Genomic DNA, 20,350 nt, shown 5'->3' with positions numbered 1-20,350 from the left:
ATTCTTACTTCTCCTTGCGCATCATATCAAAGCGTTCGACTGCTTGATCGACTTTCAACTGACAAATCATCATCGCATGAGGGGCTTCCATAATTTCCAAACCATCTTCATCCCATAATTGGCGCACTTCTTGTTGGAAATGACGCATCCCTGGTCCATAGAATTCGACGGTGTCGCCGACAACGAACTTATTCCGTTGTTGAATGGTGGCAATGCCGGTGTCAGGATTGTAGTCAAGAACTTGACCGACAAAATTATAATGAGGAATGCGACGTCGACGACCAAATAATTGTTCATTCTCAGTAGGAGTACCATAAAAGAAACCTGTCGATAATTCACGTTGGGCAGCCTTCCATAATTCGTCAACCCATTCTTGCTTCAATTCATAGTGCTCAGGATCTTCGCAATAGGCATCGACGGCCGCCCGATAGACATTCACAATCGTTGACACATAATGGATGGATTTCATGCGCCCTTCAATCTTCAGACTATCTACACCAGCTTGAACTAAGTCGGGGATATGTTCAATCATCGCCAAGTCAACGGAGGACATAGCGAATTTCTCGCGGATACCTTCTTCGCCGGCGCCGACATGATGACGAATACCTTCAGTATCAATATCGAACAGTCCATACTTCCAGCGACAAGACTGGGCACAACCTCCTCGGTTGGCATCCCGTTGCGACATATGGTTAGATAAGACACAGCGTCCAGAATAAGAGATACACATGGCCCCATGGACGAAGGCTTCAATTTCTACGTCTACTTTTTCATTCATGGTACGGATCTCTTCCATTGAAACTTCACGCGCCAAGACGACCCGTTCAAGTCCCTCATCAGCCCAAAAGTTGAGCGTTTCATAATTGGTGGCTGAAGCTTGAGTTGATAAATGGATTGGCAAGCCTGGCGCTTCAGACACACAAATTTGAATCAGTCCTGGATCTGAGATTAAGACCGCATCAATCCCTAAATCACGCACCGTGCGGAAGAATTCTCCTGAGCCTACTTCATCGCCCTCATGTGTGATCATGTTGGCAACGAGATAGACTTTTGCCCCACGTTTGTGAGCAAATTCAACAGCTTCCGCCATTTCTTCATAGTTAAAATTCCCAGCTCGACTCCGTAAACCGTAAGCTTCGCCCCCAATATAACAGGCATCTGCCCCATAGTGAATGGCTGTCTTTAATTTCTCTAAGGTTCCAGCTGGCGCTAGAATTTCTGGTTTTTTTAATTTAATTTCAGTCATACTTACACCTCTCTTAGACTATCTCTTTAGGATCTTTCTCGTAGAAATCAGTATCGAGCCCCCGTGTAGCGGGATGAAGACTGGCTACGAGCGTTTGATAATGAGCAGATTTCTCTTGATTCCACTGACCTGCCTCAATCGCTTGTCTCATTTGATTAAAGGCTGAAGCAATTTCTACAAATTGATCCGGATGGCTAAAGAGTCCGTCTAATTTCCAAGTTCTCAAACCCATCTGATATAGTTCATCCAGATGTTCTACCATAGAGATATCATTGTTCGCAAAGATATGAGTGCCATTATCGTCTTCGTAAATTGAGTAATGGGTCTCCTTCTTCAATGGCTCTGATAAGAATAAACCGCGATCCCGGCCCACCGATTCTTTCTTAGAAATATAATTGAAGTAATTTTCTAATAAAGGTCGTCTTGATTGATGGATACAAGTCGCTCCATAGACTAGCGTTTCTACTGGCACCGTGACTTCTCGGGCTAAGACTTTTAGTTCGTCACGTGGAATTTCCCGAGCCAAGACGGCTCCAATTGCTCCGCGCTTGGCCCAAAAGTTAATTTGTTTTGAATTGGTCACAACTACTTGGGCATCATAACGATAAGGAATCAATAAATCATGGCGTTTCATCTTTTGAATCACACCCGGGTCACCCAAGGTAACACTATCTACGCCAATCTCTTTGACAAACTCAAGATATTCAGGAACTTGTTCAATTCCCTCATTATGGAAAATAGCATTCAAAGCAATAGATACTTCTTTGCCAGCTTCATGAGCCAGTTGAGTTAACTTTGCTTGTTCTTCACGACTAAACGAATATGGTAAACGTAAACCAAAACGATCCTCACCAAAATAAAGGCAGTCGACGCCTGCGGCCAATAAGTCTCGGCCTTGTTGGATAGATTCCACTGTTGCAATCAGCTTAATCATCCAATCCCTCCTATCAGATAAAAAGTGTCATTGTCAATTATAATGCTCAAAGAATTTAGATTCAATCCTTTATTCCCTTTCCTAGCGAATGGAAACCCTTTAATCGAAGACAATATAAAAATATCGCAAACAGTTCCATTATCCATCTGAAATCAGGGAACTATTTACGATATTTTGTCCGTAAGTTTTAATTTATTTTTGAATGCCTTGTGCCATATCTAAGATGGCCCAGGCAATTTGGAATTTCGAAGCTTTAGCGAGGCGGCGTTTATCTTGATGGGTAACTAAAGTCACCGCATTTTGATCGGTGCCAAAGCCAATATCTGCCCGACTAACATCGTTGGCCACAATCATATCAGCACCCTTACGAACTAACTTAGCCGTCGCATTTTTCTCAACATCCTGAGTTTCCGCCGCAAAACCAATAACCAGAGCCCGGTCCTTAGGTAGTCCAGCTAAGATATCAGGGTTCTCAACTAGATGAAGGTGCCAATCATTTGAAACTTGGCTCTTATCTTTCTTAATCTTTTGGTCTGCTACTTGAGCTGGCCGATAGTCTGAGACCGCTGCGGCCATCACAACCATGTCTGCTTCTTGTACTTCTTCAGTCATCGCTGTCTGCAATTGGCGGGCATCCTCGACATCAATCAACTGAATTTCAGGAATCACTGCCAGATTGCGGGCACTTGGAGTACGGACTAAAGTGACCTGGGCTCCGGCCAAGGCAGCGACATGGGCAATAGCCAAGCCCATCTTGCCACTGGAATGATTCGATATGTAACGAACTGGATCAATGGCTTCCTGGGTCCCTCCGGCTGAAATCACAATTTTTTGTCCTGTTAAATCTAGTCTTTGATCTTGCTGGTTGATAGCTGCTAAAGCCATGACCGCTTGAAGAATTTCTTGACCTTCTGGCATCCGTCCCTTACCTTCATAGCCTTCTGCTAGGAATCCTTTAGCCGGGTCAAGAACATAATAACCATCCTGACGTAATTGCTCAATGTTTCGTTGGGTCGCTGGGTGATCCCACATCTTATTATTCATCGCCGGCACAATTAAACAAGGTCGATTACAGGCCAGTAGCGATGCAAGGGCTTCATTATCAGCGATCCCATGGACCAATTTCCCTAGGCTATTGGCTGTAGCAGGTACTAAGATGGCCAAGTCTAGCCAATCTGCCAAATGAATATGACCAACTGGATCGGGATAAGTGGACTGATCTCTTAAGACCGGATATTTAGTTAAGACTTCAAAGGTAAACGGGGTGACAAATTGTTCTGCTGCCGGCGTCATCGCTACCCGAACCTGAGCCCCAGCCTTGATCAAGGATCTGACGAAATCTGGAATCTTGTAAGCTGCTATACCGCCACTCACATAGACGGCTATCTTTAATCCTTCTAACATGATTCGCTCCCTCATAAAATTCTTTTATCTTAATGATTATACACTAATTAATGACGCCTGCCCATTTCTCTGATTGAATTAAGTCGACAACAAAATCTTGCTTAATCAGACAAGTCAAACCCATCATAACAAAAAATATCCCAAAAAGGATGACTTTCTTCTTATTATAATATTATAATATTTTTTCACGGTGTCGATTTCTTGATCATCAGTTTTTTGACAAAGACTAGCAAAACTTATCCTCAACGCAAAAAATCCACCAGACCTTTGCTCAAGCAGAAAACTGCCGAGCCTGTCTAGTGGATAATCTTTCTTGAAATCTTTGTTAAATTGACCTAAATTAAATGGTTATTGCTGTCGTCTCTTGTCAAAACTTTAGCAAATCTCTGATCTCAATAAGAGTACAAATCGCTACGAGCAACAAAGTTTGACCAACAAGATGTTTAGAACAAAACTATTTAGTCTTGTTCCTTACGAGCTTGATCACCATGGTAACGTGCCAAGAAGGTCTGAGTTCGTTTGTGTTGTGGATGATTAATCACCTGAACCGCCGGTCCGTCTTCGACGATCACTCCCTGGTCCATATAGATCACCCGAGTTGAAACATCGCGGGCAAAGTCCATTTCATGAGTCACTACAATCATGGTCAACCCTTCATGCGCCAACTGAGTCATGGTATCTAAGACCTCGCCAACCATCTCCGGATCTAAGGCTGAAGTAGGTTCGTCAAAGAGTAAAACTTCAGGATTCATCGATAAGGCACGGGCAATGGCTACCCGTTGTTGTTGGCCACCAGATAATTGGTTAGGCCGGGCATCGACATAAGGGGCCATGCCTACTTTTTCAAGATTGGCTAAGGCAATTTGTTCCGCTTCTTCTTTAGAGCGACCTAAGATTTTGATTTGTCCCAAGGTACAATTCTTCAACACATTCATGTTCTTAAAGAGATTAAATTGTTGGAATACCATACCGACTTCGGCGCGGAAATGATTTTGCTTATAATTTGCGTCTAAGATCGAAGTCCCTTGATAGAGAATATCGCCCCCTGAAGGTTCTTCCAGAAGATTCAAGCACCGTAAGAGGGTAGATTTTCCTGAGCCAGAAGAGCCAATAATCGAAATGACTTCGCCTTTATTCACTGAGAAATCGATATCTTTCAATACCACATGGTCGCCAAACTGTTTAGACAGATGGGACACTTCGAGGATACTTGCTAGTTGATTAGTCATTGGTCTTCACCCCTCTCACGGCTGTTGTCGAAGACGACTGCTTGACGGTATAGGAGTCGGTTCCTGACAGACTTTTCTCAATTAAGTTTAATACTCGTGTAGTTACAAACGTCAATACAAAATAAATAATAGAAGTGATAAAAAAGGCCTGGAAAGTTAAGTAAGTTGAACCAGCTGCAGATCGCGTTACGAAGAATAATTCGGTCACTGCAATTACATTCAGCACTGAGGTATCCTTAATATTAATCACAAATTCATTTCCCAAGGTGGGCAGAATCGATTGAATTGCTTGAGGCAATACCACATAGCGCATGGTTTGGGTATGGGTCATACCAATCGCTTTGGCTCCTTCATATTGGCCCTTATCCACGCCATGAATACCTCCGCGAATGACTTCAGATAAGTAAGCACCGGTGTTAATCGATACAATCAAGAAAGCTGCCGTCATCGAAGACAAATCAATATTGAAAAAGAGCTTCAAACCATAGAAAATCAACATGGCTTGCACCATCATTGGGGTCCCCCGGAAAATCTCGATATAAGCGACTAGAAGAAAATCAATCACTCGATACAAGTAATAGGCCGGACGCCCTTTCTTAAATTGACTGCGCATTGAACGAATCACCGCCACTACCAGACCAATCAGTGATCCCACAATGGTCGATACCAAAGCAATCAGCATGGTGTTGGCAGCTCCCTTTAGGAATTGATTGCCATAACTATTCCATAGAGAGACTACTTCATCCCAGAAACTTGGATCCTCTTGACGAAGGTTAAGTTGAACCATGTCCTTCATTAATTTGTCACGATCTTCATTAGCGAATTCTGCCAAAATTTGGTTAAAAGGTTGAGTCAATGGACTGCCTTTTCTTATGCCAATCGCAATCCCCGTATCGTAATCGGTTAAGTCAAATCCTTGCTGATCGGCAAATTTCACATAAGTTAACTTTGAGTTGGCAGCGACAGCAGCCATGGCTCCAGGTTCTTCAGAGACATAGGCATCGGATTTGCCAGATAAGACCGATGAAATCATGGTCGGGAAGGAATCCATCGCCGTTTGTTGTTGGACTTGAGGAATTTGGGGAATTAAGTCATAGTGAAAGGTATTTAATTGACCGGTTACTTTCGCCCCTTTAAAATCGGCTAAACTTTTGGCCGTAGCGTAGGAACTATCTTTGCGTACGACGAGAACCATTTGACTGTCATAATAATTTTCAGTGAAATCAATTTCTTTCTTACGCTCGGGAGTAGCTGACATTCCGGCAATGATGGCGTCGACTTTACCTGAAGTCAGGGCCGGTGGTAAACCATCCCATTCTAATTTAACAATTTCTAGTTCTAAGCCGAGTTGGTCGGCAATCCTTCTAGCGACTTGTACATCATATCCATTCGCATATTCACCGGGTGAATTTGAAACAGCAACCGCTCCATTTAAATCAGATGGCTGGGACCAATTAAAAGGTGCATAATTCGCTTCCATACCGACACGGAGGATTCCCTTGGCTTCCAAGCCCTCATTTATTTCTACTTGAGTCTTTGATTGTGCATCTTCTGTTTGAGCTAGCCCAGCTATCGGTTGATAAGCCAGTCCTAAACCGAATATACAAGTCACAATCAGTTGAATTTTTCTTAGCCAACGACGTTTCATTCGTCTCCTCCTTGTCTTTGATTTTGTTGTAGACTTCAATATACCTGGATTGCTGCACGATTTCAAGACCTCAAAGTCAAGTAAAAGGCTTACATGACGGCCTTGATTAAGATTTTCTTTAAAATATTCAGTGAATAAATTTTTTCGATTGATCAGACGATCTTTTAGCCGGGAGCTTGAGCGGACTCTTTTAATAAAGTCAGCCATCAAAAAAACCGCCAAGAAAAGGTTGAACTTTTCCAAGCGGTAAATGAAATTTTGTCAGACTTATTTAGTGGATTCTGATTTACTTTCTTGATGCTTCTTATTTAAATCTGCATCCAAGGGGCGGGCCGAACATGACCGGCCAAATTCTACCCCGTGTTTCTTCCGACTATCTTTAACAAAGATTGTTAAGCCAATGACGAGACCCATAACAATGATGGGCATTATGATATCTGTGATGGTAAGCCCTCCTTCTTAAAGTCAGTCCGCATGAAAGCAAGACTACAAATAACCATGACAACTATACCAGCAATCAGTCCAACCATCTCAGCGAGTTGGGTATTGGCTCCCCAAACGGCCCCAAATCCTTCCGGCGCAATAATAATGTAGGATGTCACAACCACGGTCATGAACATCGCAGGCACCACGGCTACCCAATATTGTCGACTATTTTTCTTCAGGTAAGCTGCTGCTGCCCACAAAGCAATCGCAGCTAAGGTTTGGTTAGACCAGGAGAAATAGCGCCAAATAATATTGAAATCAATAAAAAGCAAAGCAATCGCAATGGCAAATAATGGTAAAGCAATCATATAACGTTGACGGATTGCTTTTTGTGGAATTTTGAAAGTGTCGGCAATGATCAGTCGAATAGAACGAAACGCTGTATCGCCCGAAGTGATTGGACAAGCAACCACACCCAAGATGGCTAAGACCATCCCGGTACGACCCATTAATCCTTGCGAAATCTTATTCACAATGACTGCAGCCTTACCACCTTCCGCTGCTAAACCTTCTAAGCCGCCGAAGAACGTCATCGCGGCTGCCGCCCAGATCAATGCAACATAACCCTCGGTGATCATTGCACCATAGAAGACACGTCGACCTTCAGCTTCAGACTTAATTGTCCGCGCCATTAGTGGTGACTGCGTTGCATGGAAACCAGAAATAGCCCCACAAGCAATCGAAATACATACATAAGGAAAGACAGATACCCCATCAACATGAGGGTTGGTAAAAGCGAACTCAGGAATTTCAGCGAAACTTCCATTCAAGATCATTCCACCGACAATACCCACTGCCATTAAAACTAATGAGATTCCGAAAATTGGATAAATTTTAGCGATAATCGCATCGATTGGTAAAATCGTCGCCACAATATAATAAATTAATATAACTGCAACCCACCACCAACGATTCCATTGAGTTAGATTGGCCAATAAGTCAGCCGGTGAAGAAACGAAGACGACACCAACCAAGAGTAATAAGACTATTGAAAAGACAACCATCACCCAACGTGCTGTCTCACCTAAATTTTCGCCGACTAATTCGGAGACGGAAGCCCCATTGGAGCGAACCGACATCATGCCGATCATTATATCGTGAACCGCTCCCGCGAAGATACAACCAAAGACAATCCAGACAAAGGCCCAAGGTCCCCACATGGCCCCAGCAATCGCACCAAAGATTGGACCGGTTCCGGCTATATTTAAGAATTGAATTAAGAATGATTTCCATAAAGGCAAGGGAACATAGTCGACTCCATCATAATTTGAAACTGCTGGCGTTTCCCGATTAGGATCCGTTCCAAAGACTCGATCAGCAAATTTGCCATACACAAAATAACCCACAGCTAACGCAATACAAGATAAAATAAAAGTTATCATCATGGCTCTCCTTTTTAAATTAATTTAACAAATTTGACTCAACCTATTCGATAAATATGTTGCATCATTTGTTAATTAGGCCTACTTTATCATGAATTTACGGTGAAATCTACTCATTTATTTCTCATAAACAGTTTATAGAGCTGTTTCAATAGGACGCATTTGAGCACTTAGAGCCAAATTTACTTATTATTAATTACGAAAAATTTTTTTATCCTATAACAACTTCTAAGGCTTGATTTTTGTGAAGTTACTAGAACATTTTATTTATTGGCTGTAGACCGCTATAATGATAGCTAAAGATTCAGTTCATTGATTCGAGGAGGTTCTTAATGGAAGATAAACGAAAAGTACTGATGAAATTATTCAGCTCGACCTTTATGCTTAGTTCTTTTACCTTTGGTGGCGGTTATATCATCGTTCCTTTAATGAAAGAAAAATTCGTCGAAGATTTGGGCTGGCTTGAAGAGAAGGAAATGTTGAATATGGTGGCCATCGCCCAATCAGCACCCGGGCCGATTGTCGTGAATACATCGATTATCTTAGGTTACAAAATTGCCGGACTGGCTGGAGCAATTGTAACTTTACTGGGAACCATTCTGCCCCCCCTCATCATCATGTCAGTGGTATCATACTTCTATCAAGTTTTCCGTGATAATCCGCTTGTCAAAGCGGTCCTCAAAGGGATGCAAGCGGGGGTCGCTGCTATTATCATCAATGTCGTCTTGAATATGGGACAGAATGTCATCAAAGAGAGATCCTTGCTCTCGATTGCGATTATGGTTGGCGCTTTCCTGGCGACTTTCGTCTTTGATATTAATGTGGTTTATATTATTCTAGTTTGTGGCCTTCTAGGTGCCCTACGAACGCTGATTCATTTCCAGGAAGGAGGATTATAAGATGCTACTGATTGATTTATTTATCGCCTTCTTTCAAATCGGCCTCTTAAGCTTTGGCGGGGGAATGGCGGCGTTACCCTTAATTCAATCGGCTATTGTCGAAGGGCATGGTTGGCTGACGATCGCCGAATTCTCCGATTTATTAACCATGGCCGAAATGACCCCAGGTCCGATCGCGATTAACGCTTCTACTTTTGTCGGCACCCGGCTCGCTGGTCCAACAGGAGCCATCGTGGCTACGCTGGGTTGTATCGCACCCTCTTGTATTATTATTTCTGCTCTCGCCTGGTTCTACTTCCGCTACAAGGATTTACGCTTAATGCAAGGGGTACTCTCAGGACTGCGACCCGCAGTGGTCTCTTTAATCGCTACTGCTGGCTCGGCCATTGTCATCCTGGCTTTCTGGGGCGAAGCTGGTATCAGCAGTAATCTTCAGGATATCAATTGGATTGCCGTCTTTATCTTTCTAGCAGCTCTATTCATCCAACGAAAAATAAAAATCAACCCGATTCTGATTATTATTGCCACGGGAATTCTCGGCGCCGTTATTTATCAATAAAGATTGGGTGCTAGAATAAATTGAAAAAATAATTCACCGCAAAAATTTGATTGAGGCAGCGAGATTCATTGTTTCGTTGCATGATAAGAGTCAAACAAAAATCTAACCTGCGAACGAAGCTAATTGCCTTAGCAAGATACATGATTCCAAAATATAACGTAAAAAATAGGGTTGTAGGAAGTATTCATCTTCCCTCAACCCTATAATTTTAAGTAAATAGACAATCATTTTGTGTTGCTTTACTTCGTGAGCTAGCCAGTCTTTTTTGCTTAGTTTTGTTGGACTTGGCGCATCAGGTTGGCCATCTCAACGGCAGCTTGGCCACATTCAAAGCCCTTATTTCCAGCCTTAGTGCCTGCGCGTTCAATCGCTTGTTCAATTGATTCGGTCGTTAATACGCCAAAGAGGACCGGAATTTGATACTGCATAGAAACTTGCGCACAGCCCTTAGAAACCTCGGCACAGACATATTCATAATGACTGGTTGCCCCGCGGATGACGGTTCCCAGACAGATAATGGCATCATATTTATCTTGTTGGGCTAATTGGGCCGCTACTAATGGAATTTCAAAAGCCCCAGGCACCCAACAAATATCAATGTCTTCTTCGGCTACTTCAGAGCGTTTCAGAGCATCCAGTGCTCCAGCAAGTAATCGCTCAGTAATAAAAGCATTAAATCGAGCAACGACAATCGCCACTTTAAGTTGGCGTCCCACTAAACTACCTTCATATACAGTCATTCTATGCTTCCTTTCTTATTGTCCTTCAGCGATATTCAACAGGTGACCCATCTTGACTTGCTTGGTACGTAAATACTTCTGATCAAAAGGGGTAACCGGCATAATAATTGGTAAGCGCTCAGTAATCTTGAGGCCGAATTCTTCCAATTGATAGACCTTGTCCGGATTATTAGTCAGTAAGCGCAAGCTCTTAACTCCTAGAGCCCGTAAAATTTGAGCCCCGGCATAATAATCTCTTAAATCTCCCGCAAAGCCCAAGGCATGGTTAGCCTGTAAAGTATCTAGCCCCTGATCTTGCAAGGCATAGGCCTGTAACTTATTGACCAGACCAATCCCCCGACCTTCCTGGCGCATATAAAGTAAAATACCACGTCCTTCTTGGTTAATCGCCTGCATGGCTGCAGCTAATTGCTGACCACAATCACAGCGCAAGGAGCCAAAAGCATCGCCGGTCAAACATTCAGAATGAACCCGACACAGTACATTTTCACCACTAGAAATATCTCCTTTGACCAGGGCCACATGATGGTCTTGATTCACTTGATTGACAAAGCAATGGGCTACAAAGTCTCCATATTTAGTCGGCATGGCGCTGATCGAGCTACATACTAAAAGCTCGTCATAAATTTTGCGATACTTTTGTAAATCTTTAATCGTCACCATGGTTATTTGATGTTCTTGAGCAAACGCCTTGAGTTGCGGATAGCGCATCATCCGACCGTCATCAGCCATGATTTCACAGCAGAGTCCACATTCTTTCAATCCAGCTAAACGCAAGAAATCAACGGTAGCTTCGGTATGACCATTTCGTTCTAAGACTCCCATTGGTTTAGCCACTAATGGAAACATATGACCAGGGCGACGGAAGTCACGAGCTGTACTGGCTTCATCCACCACCATTCGTGCGGTTAAACCTCTTTCTTCAGCGGAAATTCCCGTACTGGTCTGCCAATAATCAACCGACACAGTAAAGGCTGTTTCGTGATGATCAGTGTTGTGAGTGACCATCTGGGGAAAATTTAAGCGCTCAGCAATCTCCTTAGTCATCGGCATACAAATTAATCCCTTGGCATGGGTCGCCATAAAGTTAACATTCTCAGTAGTAGCAAACTCAGCCGCACAAATTAGATCCCCTTCATTCTCCCGATCTTCGTCATCCGTGACCAGAATAATTCGCCCTGCTTGTAAATCTTTTATCGCTTGTTCCACTTGTTCAATCGCCATGGTAATCCCCTTTCTATGCCATAAAACCATGTACTTGAAGAAAATCTTGATTCATTTTGGTTGGACCTGTTTTGTCTTGATTAATGAATTTCTCGATATATTTTCCTACAATATCTACTTCTAAATTGACTGGATCGCCCACAGCCCGATCGGATAAATTGGTCTGTTCCTGAGTATGAGGAATAATTGACACGGAAAAGGTCTGCGCCGTCACTTCAGTTACTGTTAAACTAATCCCATCAATCGCAATCGACCCTTTCTCGATGACATATTTTAAGATATTAGGGTTTGCTCTAATCGAATAGCGCTGGGCAATACCATCTGGTCGAATCTGTCGAATAGTCCCAACCCCATCAATATGCCCCGATACAATATGCCCGCCGAAACGACCGTTAGCTGCCATCGCTCTTTCTAAATTGACCCGGTCTCCTGGCACTAATTTTGCCAAAGCAGTCCGATCCAAGGTTTCTTGCATCACATCCGCGGTAAAACTCTGATGAGCTAATTGATTAACCGTTAGACAAATCCCATTGACCGCTATCGAATCGCCCAACTCCACATCAGTCAAAATCTCATGGGCGATGATTTCTATCCGCTTCCCCCGATCTTTGCTCTGAATTCCCTTTACCTGACCAACTTCTTCAATAATTCCGGTAAACATTATTCAACCTCCATTCGCAAAAATATATCTTTACCTAATTGTTGGATTTCCTTTAAGTTTGTTGTCAGTGCCTGATTCATCTTAGCAAAGCCTCGTCCGGCAATCGGGCTTGAACTTTGATCTCCCCCCAGGACTTGGTTACCAAGATAAATCTGAAACTCATTGACTAAGTCTAAATCAACGAGCGAACCATGGATTTGCGCCCCTCCTTCTATATAGAGACTATCAATTCCTTTCTCACCGAGGATAGATAGCAGTGCAGACAAATCTATCCCAGATTCATTCGCGTTAACTTGGACCACTTCAACTTTATGGGCTTGCAATTGTTCAATTTTTCTGTAATTCTGACTAGACGTAGCGACTAAGGTTGGAACTTGACTGGCTGAACGCACGAGCTGTGAATCTAGCGGAAGGCGAAGTCGACGATCACAAATAATTCTAACTGGTTGACGATAATCACCAGCCAGCCGACAAGTTAGTAGCGGGTCGTCTTGAAGAACAGTATTGATGCCGACCATAATGGCCATGAATTCATGACGTTGTCGGTGAACCTTTTCTCGAGCTAAGGGGCCGGTTATCCATTGGGAATCTCCAGTTCGACTGGCAATCTTGCCATCCAACGTCATGGCATATTTACAAATCACATAAGGTCGACCTGTGTGGATATAATGGAAGAAATAGCGAAGCTGGTCACTGACTTGATCAGCCAAAATTCCTACATCCACTAAGATGCCAGCTGCTTTGAGTCTTTCCACCCCTTTGCCAGCCACCAAAGGATTGGGGTCTAAGCAAGCTACTACCACTCGCTGGATTCCTGCTTTAATGAGTGCCTCCGTGCAAGGTGGCGTCTTGCCCCAATGACAACACGGCTCTAAAGTGACATAGATAGTGGCGCCAGATGGATCTTCTTGGCAATTGGCTAGGGCCTCTCGCTCGGCATGAAGACCACCGAACTGCTGATGATAGCCTTGTCCAATAATAGATTGATTCTTAACGATGACTGCTCCGACCATGGGATTGGGATTGACCCAGCCTTTCCCTTTTGCCGCCAAATCCATCGCAAGCTTCATATATTTAAGATCATCATTCATCATAATTTCCCCCAATAAAAAAACATGCCCTGAAAACAGGACATGTAGATAAAAGCTTACATAAACATAGCATAAGAAAAACCTTGGACGGTTCTCTTACAGTTCAATTTATCTATCTTCTTTCATCCAGACTTTACTGTCGGCTTCGGAGTCACACCGAATCTGCCTTACGGCTCGTGGGCTATAACCACCGGTCAGGAATTTCACCCTGCCCTGAAGATATTAATTTTTTAATATTTATTTAATCTAAGTATAGGGAATAATGTAAGCCTTGTCAATAGCTTCGCATAAGACATTTTCTTTAAAATTTCTCCTAGAATAATCCATTCAAAAGCTAGAATTTCTATTCTTGGCTAATCTTTAGGAACAGGACCGACTATCTCCTCATAAATCGGGTCGAAAATCTGTTTGAAGACGTGTTGATCTATCAATTGATCTTGCAAATTTCTTAGTCGTTGTCTCGTTGCTGGTAAATCTAGCCAGAGCTTGAGGGAAGCGTAAGGACCATATTTACTTAATAAATAAGAATGAGTGTCTTGTCGACAATAATAATAATCGGCCTGGCTATAATAGTGATGAATAAAACTTAACGTACGTTGTATCAAACGATGAATCTCAATATCTCGATCGGCATCTGACACAATCTTGCCGTATATTGATCGTGGCTCGTATTCAATTGAAGCCCGGTGATCTTCAACAGCTTCACCGATAAGCTGAATCTCAGATTTACTGAAGAATTGATCTAGGTGTCGATCCTGATAAACAATCAATTTGGAGGCGGTCTCATGTCCTACCCGTCCTTTACTTAAGCCTAGGTCATGATAAGCTGCAACTGTATAAACTAAATTCTGATTCACGGGTATCGATTCGGCTAAAGCCAAACTGTTCTCTATGACCTGATAGACATGTTCGGACTGATGGGCCGGATCAAAGGCTTGGTATTGAGGAATAATCTCTTGTTCGATATATTGTTGAAGATTCAAATTCAAGTGAACCGCCTCCTTTCTTAATGAATATAGATTGCTAATCAATGTATTTAGAGAGGAATGATTGAAGTAAAATCAATCCGTCATTCTTGTGACTGAACTTGACTCCGGTGCCATTCATTAACTCGCAAATTAAGTTCTGCAAGGACTTGATCAGCATCGACTAAGTTTTCCGTCAAAACAACTAGGCTGTACTGTGCTTGGTCGTTCTCATAATAAATTCCGGCATCATGTACATATTGATCAATTCGACCAAATTTATTAGCCATTCCTTGTTTGACATAATGGGTAAATAGTTGCCGTTCTTTCTCTTCTTTCATGAGCGTCAGCAAGTATTCATATTTTGCTTCCTGACTGATTGCTTTTAAAGCCTGCGTGAGGGCCTCTGCCGTAATATAATTATCGACATAGAAATCCGCGGGCAAATCTTGCAGGTTCATTCGTTGGGCCACAGCTTGCAGAATCGGTTGCACTTGACTATTATAAATTGAATATAACATATTAGTTGCCGTATTATCAGAATAGATGATCATTTCAGCCATTAAATCCTTCAAACTATATGAAGCTTGGGGTTGACCGTTAGTAATCGAGCCTGCACCATCAGCATGGTAGGATGCTGAATAAGGAAATTCAGTATCCAGCTGATACACTCCACTGTCAACTAGATCCAAGAATAATATGGCATAGATCGGTTTGATAGTCGAAGCAGCAATCCGATATTGGTCTGCATTTAAGCGATAAGCTTCTCCAGTCAAATAATCTTGATAAACTATCGAAACGGCATTCGTATCTATATGATGATCGGTTAAGACTTTCTCAATGACTTGATCCACACTGGAAAATTGATCAGTCGCTAATACTTGAAGTTGATCTTTTTCTAGTAATTCTTTGTCGTAAATGTCAGACGGGTAATCAAATTTAGCCAATTCTTTTTGTTCAGCCTCTTTAATCGCCTGAACAGATTCTTGGATTGATTCCTCAATAGCCTGACGGGCCGCCAGCTCCTGGCGGCGAGTTTGCTTAGTCAGTCCCAATACTAGACTAGAAGCCAATATTATAAGAATCAGGGTTAAGGCCAGGATCATTTTCTGGGTCTTCGACACAACATTTTCACCCTTCCAAATAAACTTAGTCATATTGTACCCTAATGGAATGAAAATACAATTCATAAAGCATGTCTAAATACTTCAGCCAGAAATTATGCTATAGTTTAGCAAAAAGGAGCAAAGTCCAATGGATTATCAAACTGTGATGAAAGAATTGGAAAGCTTGGGTAAAGAACGAACCAAAAAGATTTATCTAAAGAACGGGGCTCATGAGCCTTTATTTGGGGTGAATACAGGGGCGATGAAACCCTTAAGCCGGCAAATTAAACAAGATCAGGATTTAGCAGAAGAACTTTATGCTAGTGGGAATTATGATGCCATGTATTTCGCTGGAGTGATTGCCGACCCCTTAGCCATGACCGAAGCGGACTTTAATCGCTGGCTGGATCAGGCTTATTTCTACATGATCTCAGATTTCGTCGTGGCCGTGACCTTAACTGAATCTCCGCTTAATCAAACCTTGGCCGATCAATGGATTCAATCCAGCCGCCCCCTAGATCGATCAGCAGGCTGGTCTACTTATTGTTGGTCCCTAGGACGCTGGCCAGATGAGCAATTCGATCAACAAAAGATGAATAAGCTATTAAACCAGGCGCAAGCTGAAATGGCCGATGCTCCGGATGTAGTTAAGTCTAGTTTAGTTAATTTTATCCAAACGGTGGGTATTTCCTATCGCCCTCTTCATCAAGAGGCGCTACAGATTGCTGACCAAATTGGTAGCGTGGAAATCATGAATCCGCAACAGAAAATAAAAAAACTCTCGGCCTACGAGCAAATTCAAAAGCAGGTCGAGAAAGATCGGATTGGATTTAAACGCAAATACGTGCGTTGTTAAGTCATTAATGGTCTTAACTTGATAAACTATCATTAAAAAACAAAAATTAATCGAACTAAGATACAGGCAAGAGATCGTTCTTAAAAGCCAGGACTTCTCCAGATTCAATTCAATAGACATCGCCGAAGCTAATATTCGCTATGGCCATGTAAGCTAGGTGGATATTCAAGGCTCTTAGCAGTGACAATGGCTTTATTATTTCATTAAGACAGATAATTCATGCGAAAAAACGATATAGCAAGTGGATACATGTATTTCCAATTTAATTTCTTATAAAACGTTATTTAACCCCCATTTCCGAAATTAGGATTGTCGGAATAGTTTCGACAAGTAAGAGCCTAAATAAAAATGGGGGTAATTTTGTATATTCAGTTTAGTTTATTGAATCCCATCAATCCGGATTGTTGATATACCAATCGCTTTAGGTCCTGAATGGCTACCCAAGACTGGAGTTAAGTTACTTACCAAGAATAATTTGGCTTTGCTGATTTCATCAGCCATTTGTTTCTTGACTTCTTCTACTTCTTCAGGGTTATTGGCATGGAAAATTGCAATCATATATTCCTTAGATTGACCTAATTCCTCTTTAGCTTGGTCAATCAGAGCTTGCAAGCTCCGTTTGGTACCACGGACTTTCTTGATAATACTTACTTCACGATTGACCTCAGATAGAATCGGATTGATATTTAACAGATTGCCAATGGCCCCCTTATATTTATTCAGACGGCCTCCCTTTATAATATAAGTCAGGGTTCTAAAGACCGCAAAGATATTAATATGTTGACCTACGCGGTCTAATTCGGACAAGACTTCATCAATGGTTTGTCCTTGTTGAACTAATTGAGCAGCATAAATCGCCAAAAGTCCCGTACTAGAAGCAATTTGGCCACTATTAACGATATATAAATCCATATCACTATATTCATCTTTAACGACTTGATAAAGTTGCTCCATACCGGTAATCCGGTCTGATGAACAGACTAAAAGGGCTTGGGTATAGCCTTCTTTTTGTAATTCTTCTAATTTATTAATTACGGTCTGGATTGAAGGAATCCCAGTAGATAGGACATCATAATTCTCCATTGTGGCGTAGAATTCTTCAGCACTAATATCGACTTGGTCGTTATAATGATGGTCACCCATTTGTAACTGATAAGGAATCAAAGCAATATTATATTTTTCAGCGATTTCAAAGGTTAAATCGGATGCGGTATCCGTAACAACGACGAGTTTATTCATCTTTTCCCCCTACTTTTCTATATCCTTCTGCTTGGATAATAATCGTTCCTAATAATTTTAAGGCAAAGGCATTGGCAATGACCTGAACACCTTCACTATTTAATTCAATTGGTTGAGCAGCAATGGTATATCTATCTTGTTCGAAAACGGGTTTGAAAGTTCGTTGAATAGCTTGATCCAAAGCCACAGCGAAAACATTATAGGCTTGTGCTGGTGACATTAAAGCCAATTGTAAATCAACACCTTGCTTGACCCGATCGATACTCAAAATCTGTTTATAAATTAATATGATAATCAGATAAGCGATATGTTCTCGTTCGTATTTCCTACCAGCTAATTTAGGAATAATGCCACGTTTGCTGTAATTTTGAATGATCGTCTGCGTTATAAAATCATCTTCCGCGAATAATACGGAAAGTGTCTTTGATAAATAATCGACCACTTCACGATTAAACAAGGTTTCTGCAGGTAAATCATCCCAGCGTGGACAACGAAAATTCAAGATGGCTTCGCTATCTAACATGATTAATCCTCCGTATCTAGTCAAGATAACCATATATTAGCGATTTATAAAAGAAAAGTCAATATTTTTGAGGACAAAGATGGAGAACTGTGGACATTCGATTTTTATAAGTCGATTTCCATCATTATTGGCGTATGGTCTTGACGACTTCCGGAGTCAATCATGGTTGAAGTAAGAACTTTATCGGCAATCCGGTTTGAGACTAACCAATAATCAATTCTCCAACCTGAGTTATTAATTTTACTGGTCTTCACTCGTTGAGCCCACCAAGTATATTGTCCTTCGACATCACCATGTAGATGACGGAATGTATCGATAAAACCACGATTCAAAAGGGCTGTAAAGCCTGCCCGCTCTTCGTCAGTAAAGCCTGCATGCATATGATTAGATTCGGGATGGGCTAAGTCGATTTCTTTATGAGCAACATTATAATCTCCTGTAGCTAAGACAGGTTTGATTTGATCTAATTGACTGAGGTAATCAGCATACTTCTGATCCCAAACTTGACGATGAGCCAGTCGACGCAGTTGATCACCCGCGTTTGGTGTATAAACCTGGGTAATGAAACAATCATCGAATTCTAAAGTAATAATTCGTCCTTCACTATCCATTGGTTCAGGTCCACCAATTTTAGGGAAACTTACTTGAGGTTGGTAAGCCTTTTTGTATAAGAACATGGTCCCAGCATAACTCTTGCGGGCGGGTTCTTCCGAAGAAGTCCAGCAAAGGTCATAGTCGGGGAAGTAAGAGACAAGAACTTCTAAGTGTTTCTTAGTCGGACCTTTAATCGATAACTTTGTTTCTTGTAAGGCAATAATATCTGGATTCAATTCTTTAATCGTGTTGAGCACTTCTCGTGATAGGATGGCGCGCGCAGAATCTGAAGTTAAAGCTGCATTTAATGAATCAATATTCCATGAAATTAATCTCATAACTACTCTCCTTATTTAATGCTTATCATTTAAATTATAGCATAGACCTTTAGAACAATATAGAACAGGGATTGATTAGAGGTAAAAATTAAAGATGGCGGATAAAGAAATAAAATCAATCTAGAAAGTCTATCTAATACTCTTAAAACGACATAATCAATCTCTAAAAAAACCAGCCTCTGACAAACGCTTGAGTGGATTGATTAGTTTTATAAATATCATAATAAAAATTTATTTACACGTATATAAATACGTGCTAAAATCTATAAAGGAGATTGAAGTGGATTCGAAAGAAATTATTAAATATTTAAAAGAAGATGGTTGGTATCTTGTCGGATCTGTTGGTAATCATAAACATTTCAAACATCCTGTTAAAAAGGGTAAAGTAACCGTTCCTCATCCGCGTAGGGATTTCCCTATTAAAACCCTGAATAGCATTTTTAAACAAGCGGGACTCAAATAACTCATTAAACTTTAGCCATATTTTCTTAATGATATTTAGGAGTGATTAAATGTATCTGTACTATGCTGTTTTCACAAAAGAAAATAATCAATATAATGTCCATTTTCCTGATTTAGCAGGTGCCTATACCTTTGGTAATGATTTGACTGAAGCATTAGCCATGGCCAAGGACTTACTTGAAGGTTGGTTATTAGTTGCCGAGAATGAACACGATAAAATCCCCCAAGCTTCAGAACCTGAATCGATTAAAATTGAACCGGGTGATCTCCTAATTCCTATCCAAGTTGATTTAAAATTAGCCCGAGAAAAACATGAAGCTAAATTAATTAAGAAAACACTCACGATTCCCAAATATTTAAACGATATCGCAGTAAGCTATAACATTAATTTCTCCCAAACATTAACTGAAGCATTAAAAGAAAAACTAGGCGTGTGAAACGGCTAGTTTTTTTATGCTCTCCATTTTGAACAATCAATTCGTTCAATATCATTATTAGATTGGAAAAATCTTGACTCGCGATACTCTTTTCCAGTTTTCAGCCCACTGGTTACCGAAAAAAATCCGAATCTTGGCGGCTATTGCCCTCAAAATTCGGATTTTATGGTTTTATTTTCAATTTAAAGGCCCTATTTGAATCCACGTATCCACATGGTTTGCGACGGCTTACCTCCTTTAATCACACTATGCTTCTAGATTTCAATCCACGCACCCACACGGGGTGCGACAATAGCGTCAGAAAGATTTAAGCTGTCTTGGTAATAT

At 41.4% G+C, this 20,350-nt stretch carries 21 protein-coding genes, 1 CRISPR repeat array and 1 riboswitch (1 of these 23 running past the window's edge); of the genes, 5 read left to right on the top strand and 16 right to left on the bottom strand.

Features of this window, described 5'->3' with window-relative positions:
- Positions 1-4: 4 nt before the first annotated feature.
- The 7 genes from M0R79_RS02580 to M0R79_RS02550 all read right to left on the bottom strand — a co-directional run bounded on the left by M0R79_RS02580 (position 5) and on the right by M0R79_RS02550 (position 8,329).
- Positions 5-1,246, bottom strand: a complete 1,242-nt coding sequence (locus tag M0R79_RS02580) for a peptidase U32 family protein (protein ID WP_248416551.1) — start codon at positions 1,244-1,246, stop codon at positions 5-7.
- Between the two features lie 13 nt (positions 1,247-1,259).
- Positions 1,260-2,180, bottom strand: a complete 921-nt coding sequence (locus tag M0R79_RS02575; protein ID WP_248416552.1) for a peptidase U32 family protein — start codon at positions 2,178-2,180, stop codon at positions 1,260-1,262.
- A gap of 192 nt (positions 2,181-2,372) precedes the next feature.
- Complete coding sequence (gene coaBC / locus M0R79_RS02570) at positions 2,373-3,584, bottom strand: bifunctional phosphopantothenoylcysteine decarboxylase/phosphopantothenate--cysteine ligase CoaBC (RefSeq protein ID WP_248416553.1); 1,212 nt, start codon at positions 3,582-3,584, stop codon at positions 2,373-2,375.
- A 458-nt stretch (positions 3,585-4,042) separates the two neighbouring features.
- Positions 4,043-4,813: an amino acid ABC transporter ATP-binding protein gene (locus M0R79_RS02565; RefSeq protein WP_248416554.1), complete on the bottom strand. Its 771-nt coding sequence runs from the start codon at positions 4,811-4,813 to the stop codon at positions 4,043-4,045.
- Positions 4,806-6,461, bottom strand: coding sequence for an ABC transporter substrate-binding protein/permease (locus tag M0R79_RS02560; protein ID WP_248416555.1), 1,656 nt, complete (start codon positions 6,459-6,461; stop codon positions 4,806-4,808). The genes M0R79_RS02565 and M0R79_RS02560 overlap by 8 nt, the downstream gene beginning before the upstream one ends.
- A gap of 267 nt (positions 6,462-6,728) precedes the next feature.
- On the bottom strand, positions 6,729-6,890 hold the full coding sequence (locus tag M0R79_RS02555) for a hypothetical protein (RefSeq protein WP_248416556.1): 162 nt from the start codon (positions 6,888-6,890) through the stop codon (positions 6,729-6,731).
- The gene (locus tag M0R79_RS02550; RefSeq protein ID WP_248416557.1) at positions 6,890-8,329 is read right to left on the bottom strand and encodes a carbon starvation CstA family protein; all 1,440 of its coding nucleotides are present in this window, start codon (positions 8,327-8,329) and stop codon (positions 6,890-6,892) included. The genes M0R79_RS02555 and M0R79_RS02550 overlap by 1 nt, the downstream gene beginning before the upstream one ends.
- 332 nt (positions 8,330-8,661) lie before the next feature.
- Here M0R79_RS02550 and M0R79_RS02545 point away from each other — a divergent pair, with 332 nt between their 5' ends.
- Entirely contained in the window at positions 8,662-9,228 is a 567-nt protein-coding gene (locus tag M0R79_RS02545) for a chromate transporter (RefSeq protein WP_248416558.1), read from the top strand.
- Position 9,229: 1 nt separating this feature from the next.
- On the top strand, positions 9,230-9,787 hold the full coding sequence (locus M0R79_RS02540) for a chromate transporter (RefSeq protein ID WP_248416559.1): 558 nt from the start codon (positions 9,230-9,232) through the stop codon (positions 9,785-9,787).
- A 269-nt stretch (positions 9,788-10,056) separates the two neighbouring features.
- On the opposite strand, the gene ribH is transcribed toward M0R79_RS02540, so the two are convergent.
- The 6 genes from ribH to M0R79_RS02510 form a co-directional block, all read right to left on the bottom strand.
- On the bottom strand, positions 10,057-10,527 hold the full coding sequence (gene ribH, locus M0R79_RS02535) for a 6,7-dimethyl-8-ribityllumazine synthase (protein ID WP_248416560.1): 471 nt from the start codon (positions 10,525-10,527) through the stop codon (positions 10,057-10,059).
- 15 nt (positions 10,528-10,542) lie between these two features.
- A complete protein-coding gene (locus tag M0R79_RS02530; RefSeq protein WP_248416561.1) occupies positions 10,543-11,751 on the bottom strand; it encodes a bifunctional 3,4-dihydroxy-2-butanone-4-phosphate synthase/GTP cyclohydrolase II in 1,209 nt (402 codons plus the stop codon).
- A gap of 13 nt (positions 11,752-11,764) precedes the next feature.
- On the bottom strand, positions 11,765-12,412 hold the full coding sequence (locus M0R79_RS02525; RefSeq protein WP_248416562.1) for a riboflavin synthase: 648 nt from the start codon (positions 12,410-12,412) through the stop codon (positions 11,765-11,767).
- Positions 12,412-13,482, bottom strand: coding sequence for a bifunctional diaminohydroxyphosphoribosylaminopyrimidine deaminase/5-amino-6-(5-phosphoribosylamino)uracil reductase RibD (ribD, locus tag M0R79_RS02520; RefSeq protein WP_375163567.1), 1,071 nt, complete (start codon positions 13,480-13,482; stop codon positions 12,412-12,414). The genes M0R79_RS02525 and ribD overlap by 1 nt, the downstream gene beginning before the upstream one ends.
- 131 nt (positions 13,483-13,613) lie before the next feature.
- Positions 13,614-13,728, bottom strand: a riboswitch (FMN riboswitch).
- A 128-nt stretch (positions 13,729-13,856) separates the two neighbouring features.
- Positions 13,857-14,492, bottom strand: a complete 636-nt coding sequence (locus tag M0R79_RS02515; RefSeq protein ID WP_248416564.1) for an HD domain-containing protein — start codon at positions 14,490-14,492, stop codon at positions 13,857-13,859.
- An 80-nt stretch (positions 14,493-14,572) separates the two neighbouring features.
- On the bottom strand, positions 14,573-15,592 hold the full coding sequence (locus M0R79_RS02510; protein WP_248416565.1) for a serine hydrolase: 1,020 nt from the start codon (positions 15,590-15,592) through the stop codon (positions 14,573-14,575).
- Positions 15,593-15,722: 130 nt separating this feature from the next.
- Here M0R79_RS02510 and M0R79_RS02505 point away from each other — a divergent pair, with 130 nt between their 5' ends.
- Positions 15,723-16,430, top strand: coding sequence for a DNA alkylation repair protein (locus M0R79_RS02505; RefSeq protein WP_248416566.1), 708 nt, complete (start codon positions 15,723-15,725; stop codon positions 16,428-16,430).
- Positions 16,431-16,808: 378 nt separating this feature from the next.
- Here M0R79_RS02505 and M0R79_RS02500 read toward each other — a convergent pair whose 3' ends face one another.
- From M0R79_RS02500 to M0R79_RS02490, 3 genes are all read right to left on the bottom strand, one after another.
- Positions 16,809-17,669: a DegV family protein gene (locus M0R79_RS02500; protein WP_248416567.1), complete on the bottom strand. Its 861-nt coding sequence runs from the start codon at positions 17,667-17,669 to the stop codon at positions 16,809-16,811.
- Positions 17,662-18,192, bottom strand: a complete 531-nt coding sequence (locus M0R79_RS02495; protein ID WP_248416568.1) for a DUF1836 domain-containing protein — start codon at positions 18,190-18,192, stop codon at positions 17,662-17,664. The genes M0R79_RS02500 and M0R79_RS02495 overlap by 8 nt, the downstream gene beginning before the upstream one ends.
- A 104-nt stretch (positions 18,193-18,296) precedes the next feature.
- A complete protein-coding gene (locus tag M0R79_RS02490; RefSeq protein WP_248416569.1) occupies positions 18,297-19,124 on the bottom strand; it encodes an exodeoxyribonuclease III in 828 nt (275 codons plus the stop codon).
- A 280-nt stretch (positions 19,125-19,404) separates the two neighbouring features.
- Between M0R79_RS02490 and M0R79_RS02485 the strand changes: the two genes are divergently transcribed.
- Together M0R79_RS02485 and M0R79_RS02480 are read left to right on the top strand one after the other, a co-directional pair.
- Positions 19,405-19,587, top strand: coding sequence for a type II toxin-antitoxin system HicA family toxin (locus M0R79_RS02485; protein ID WP_248416570.1), 183 nt, complete (start codon positions 19,405-19,407; stop codon positions 19,585-19,587).
- 49 nt (positions 19,588-19,636) lie between these two features.
- Positions 19,637-20,023 carry a type II toxin-antitoxin system HicB family antitoxin gene (locus M0R79_RS02480; RefSeq protein WP_248416571.1) on the top strand — a complete coding sequence of 129 codons (387 nt, stop codon included), beginning with the start codon at positions 19,637-19,639 and terminating at the stop codon, positions 20,021-20,023.
- Positions 20,024-20,216: 193 nt separating this feature from the next.
- Positions 20,217-20,350: direct repeats of the CRISPR family, unit length 32 nt; unit sequence ATTTCAATCCACGCACCCACACGGGGTGCGAC; it runs 1,232 nt beyond the window's last position.

It is taken from the genome of Ignavigranum ruoffiae (genome assembly GCF_023195815.2).
Lineage (GTDB): Bacteria > Bacillota > Bacilli > Lactobacillales > Aerococcaceae > Ignavigranum > Ignavigranum ruoffiae.
The sequence above is the reverse complement of the archived record's forward strand: the minus strand, read 5'-3'. Positions and strand labels throughout refer to the sequence as shown.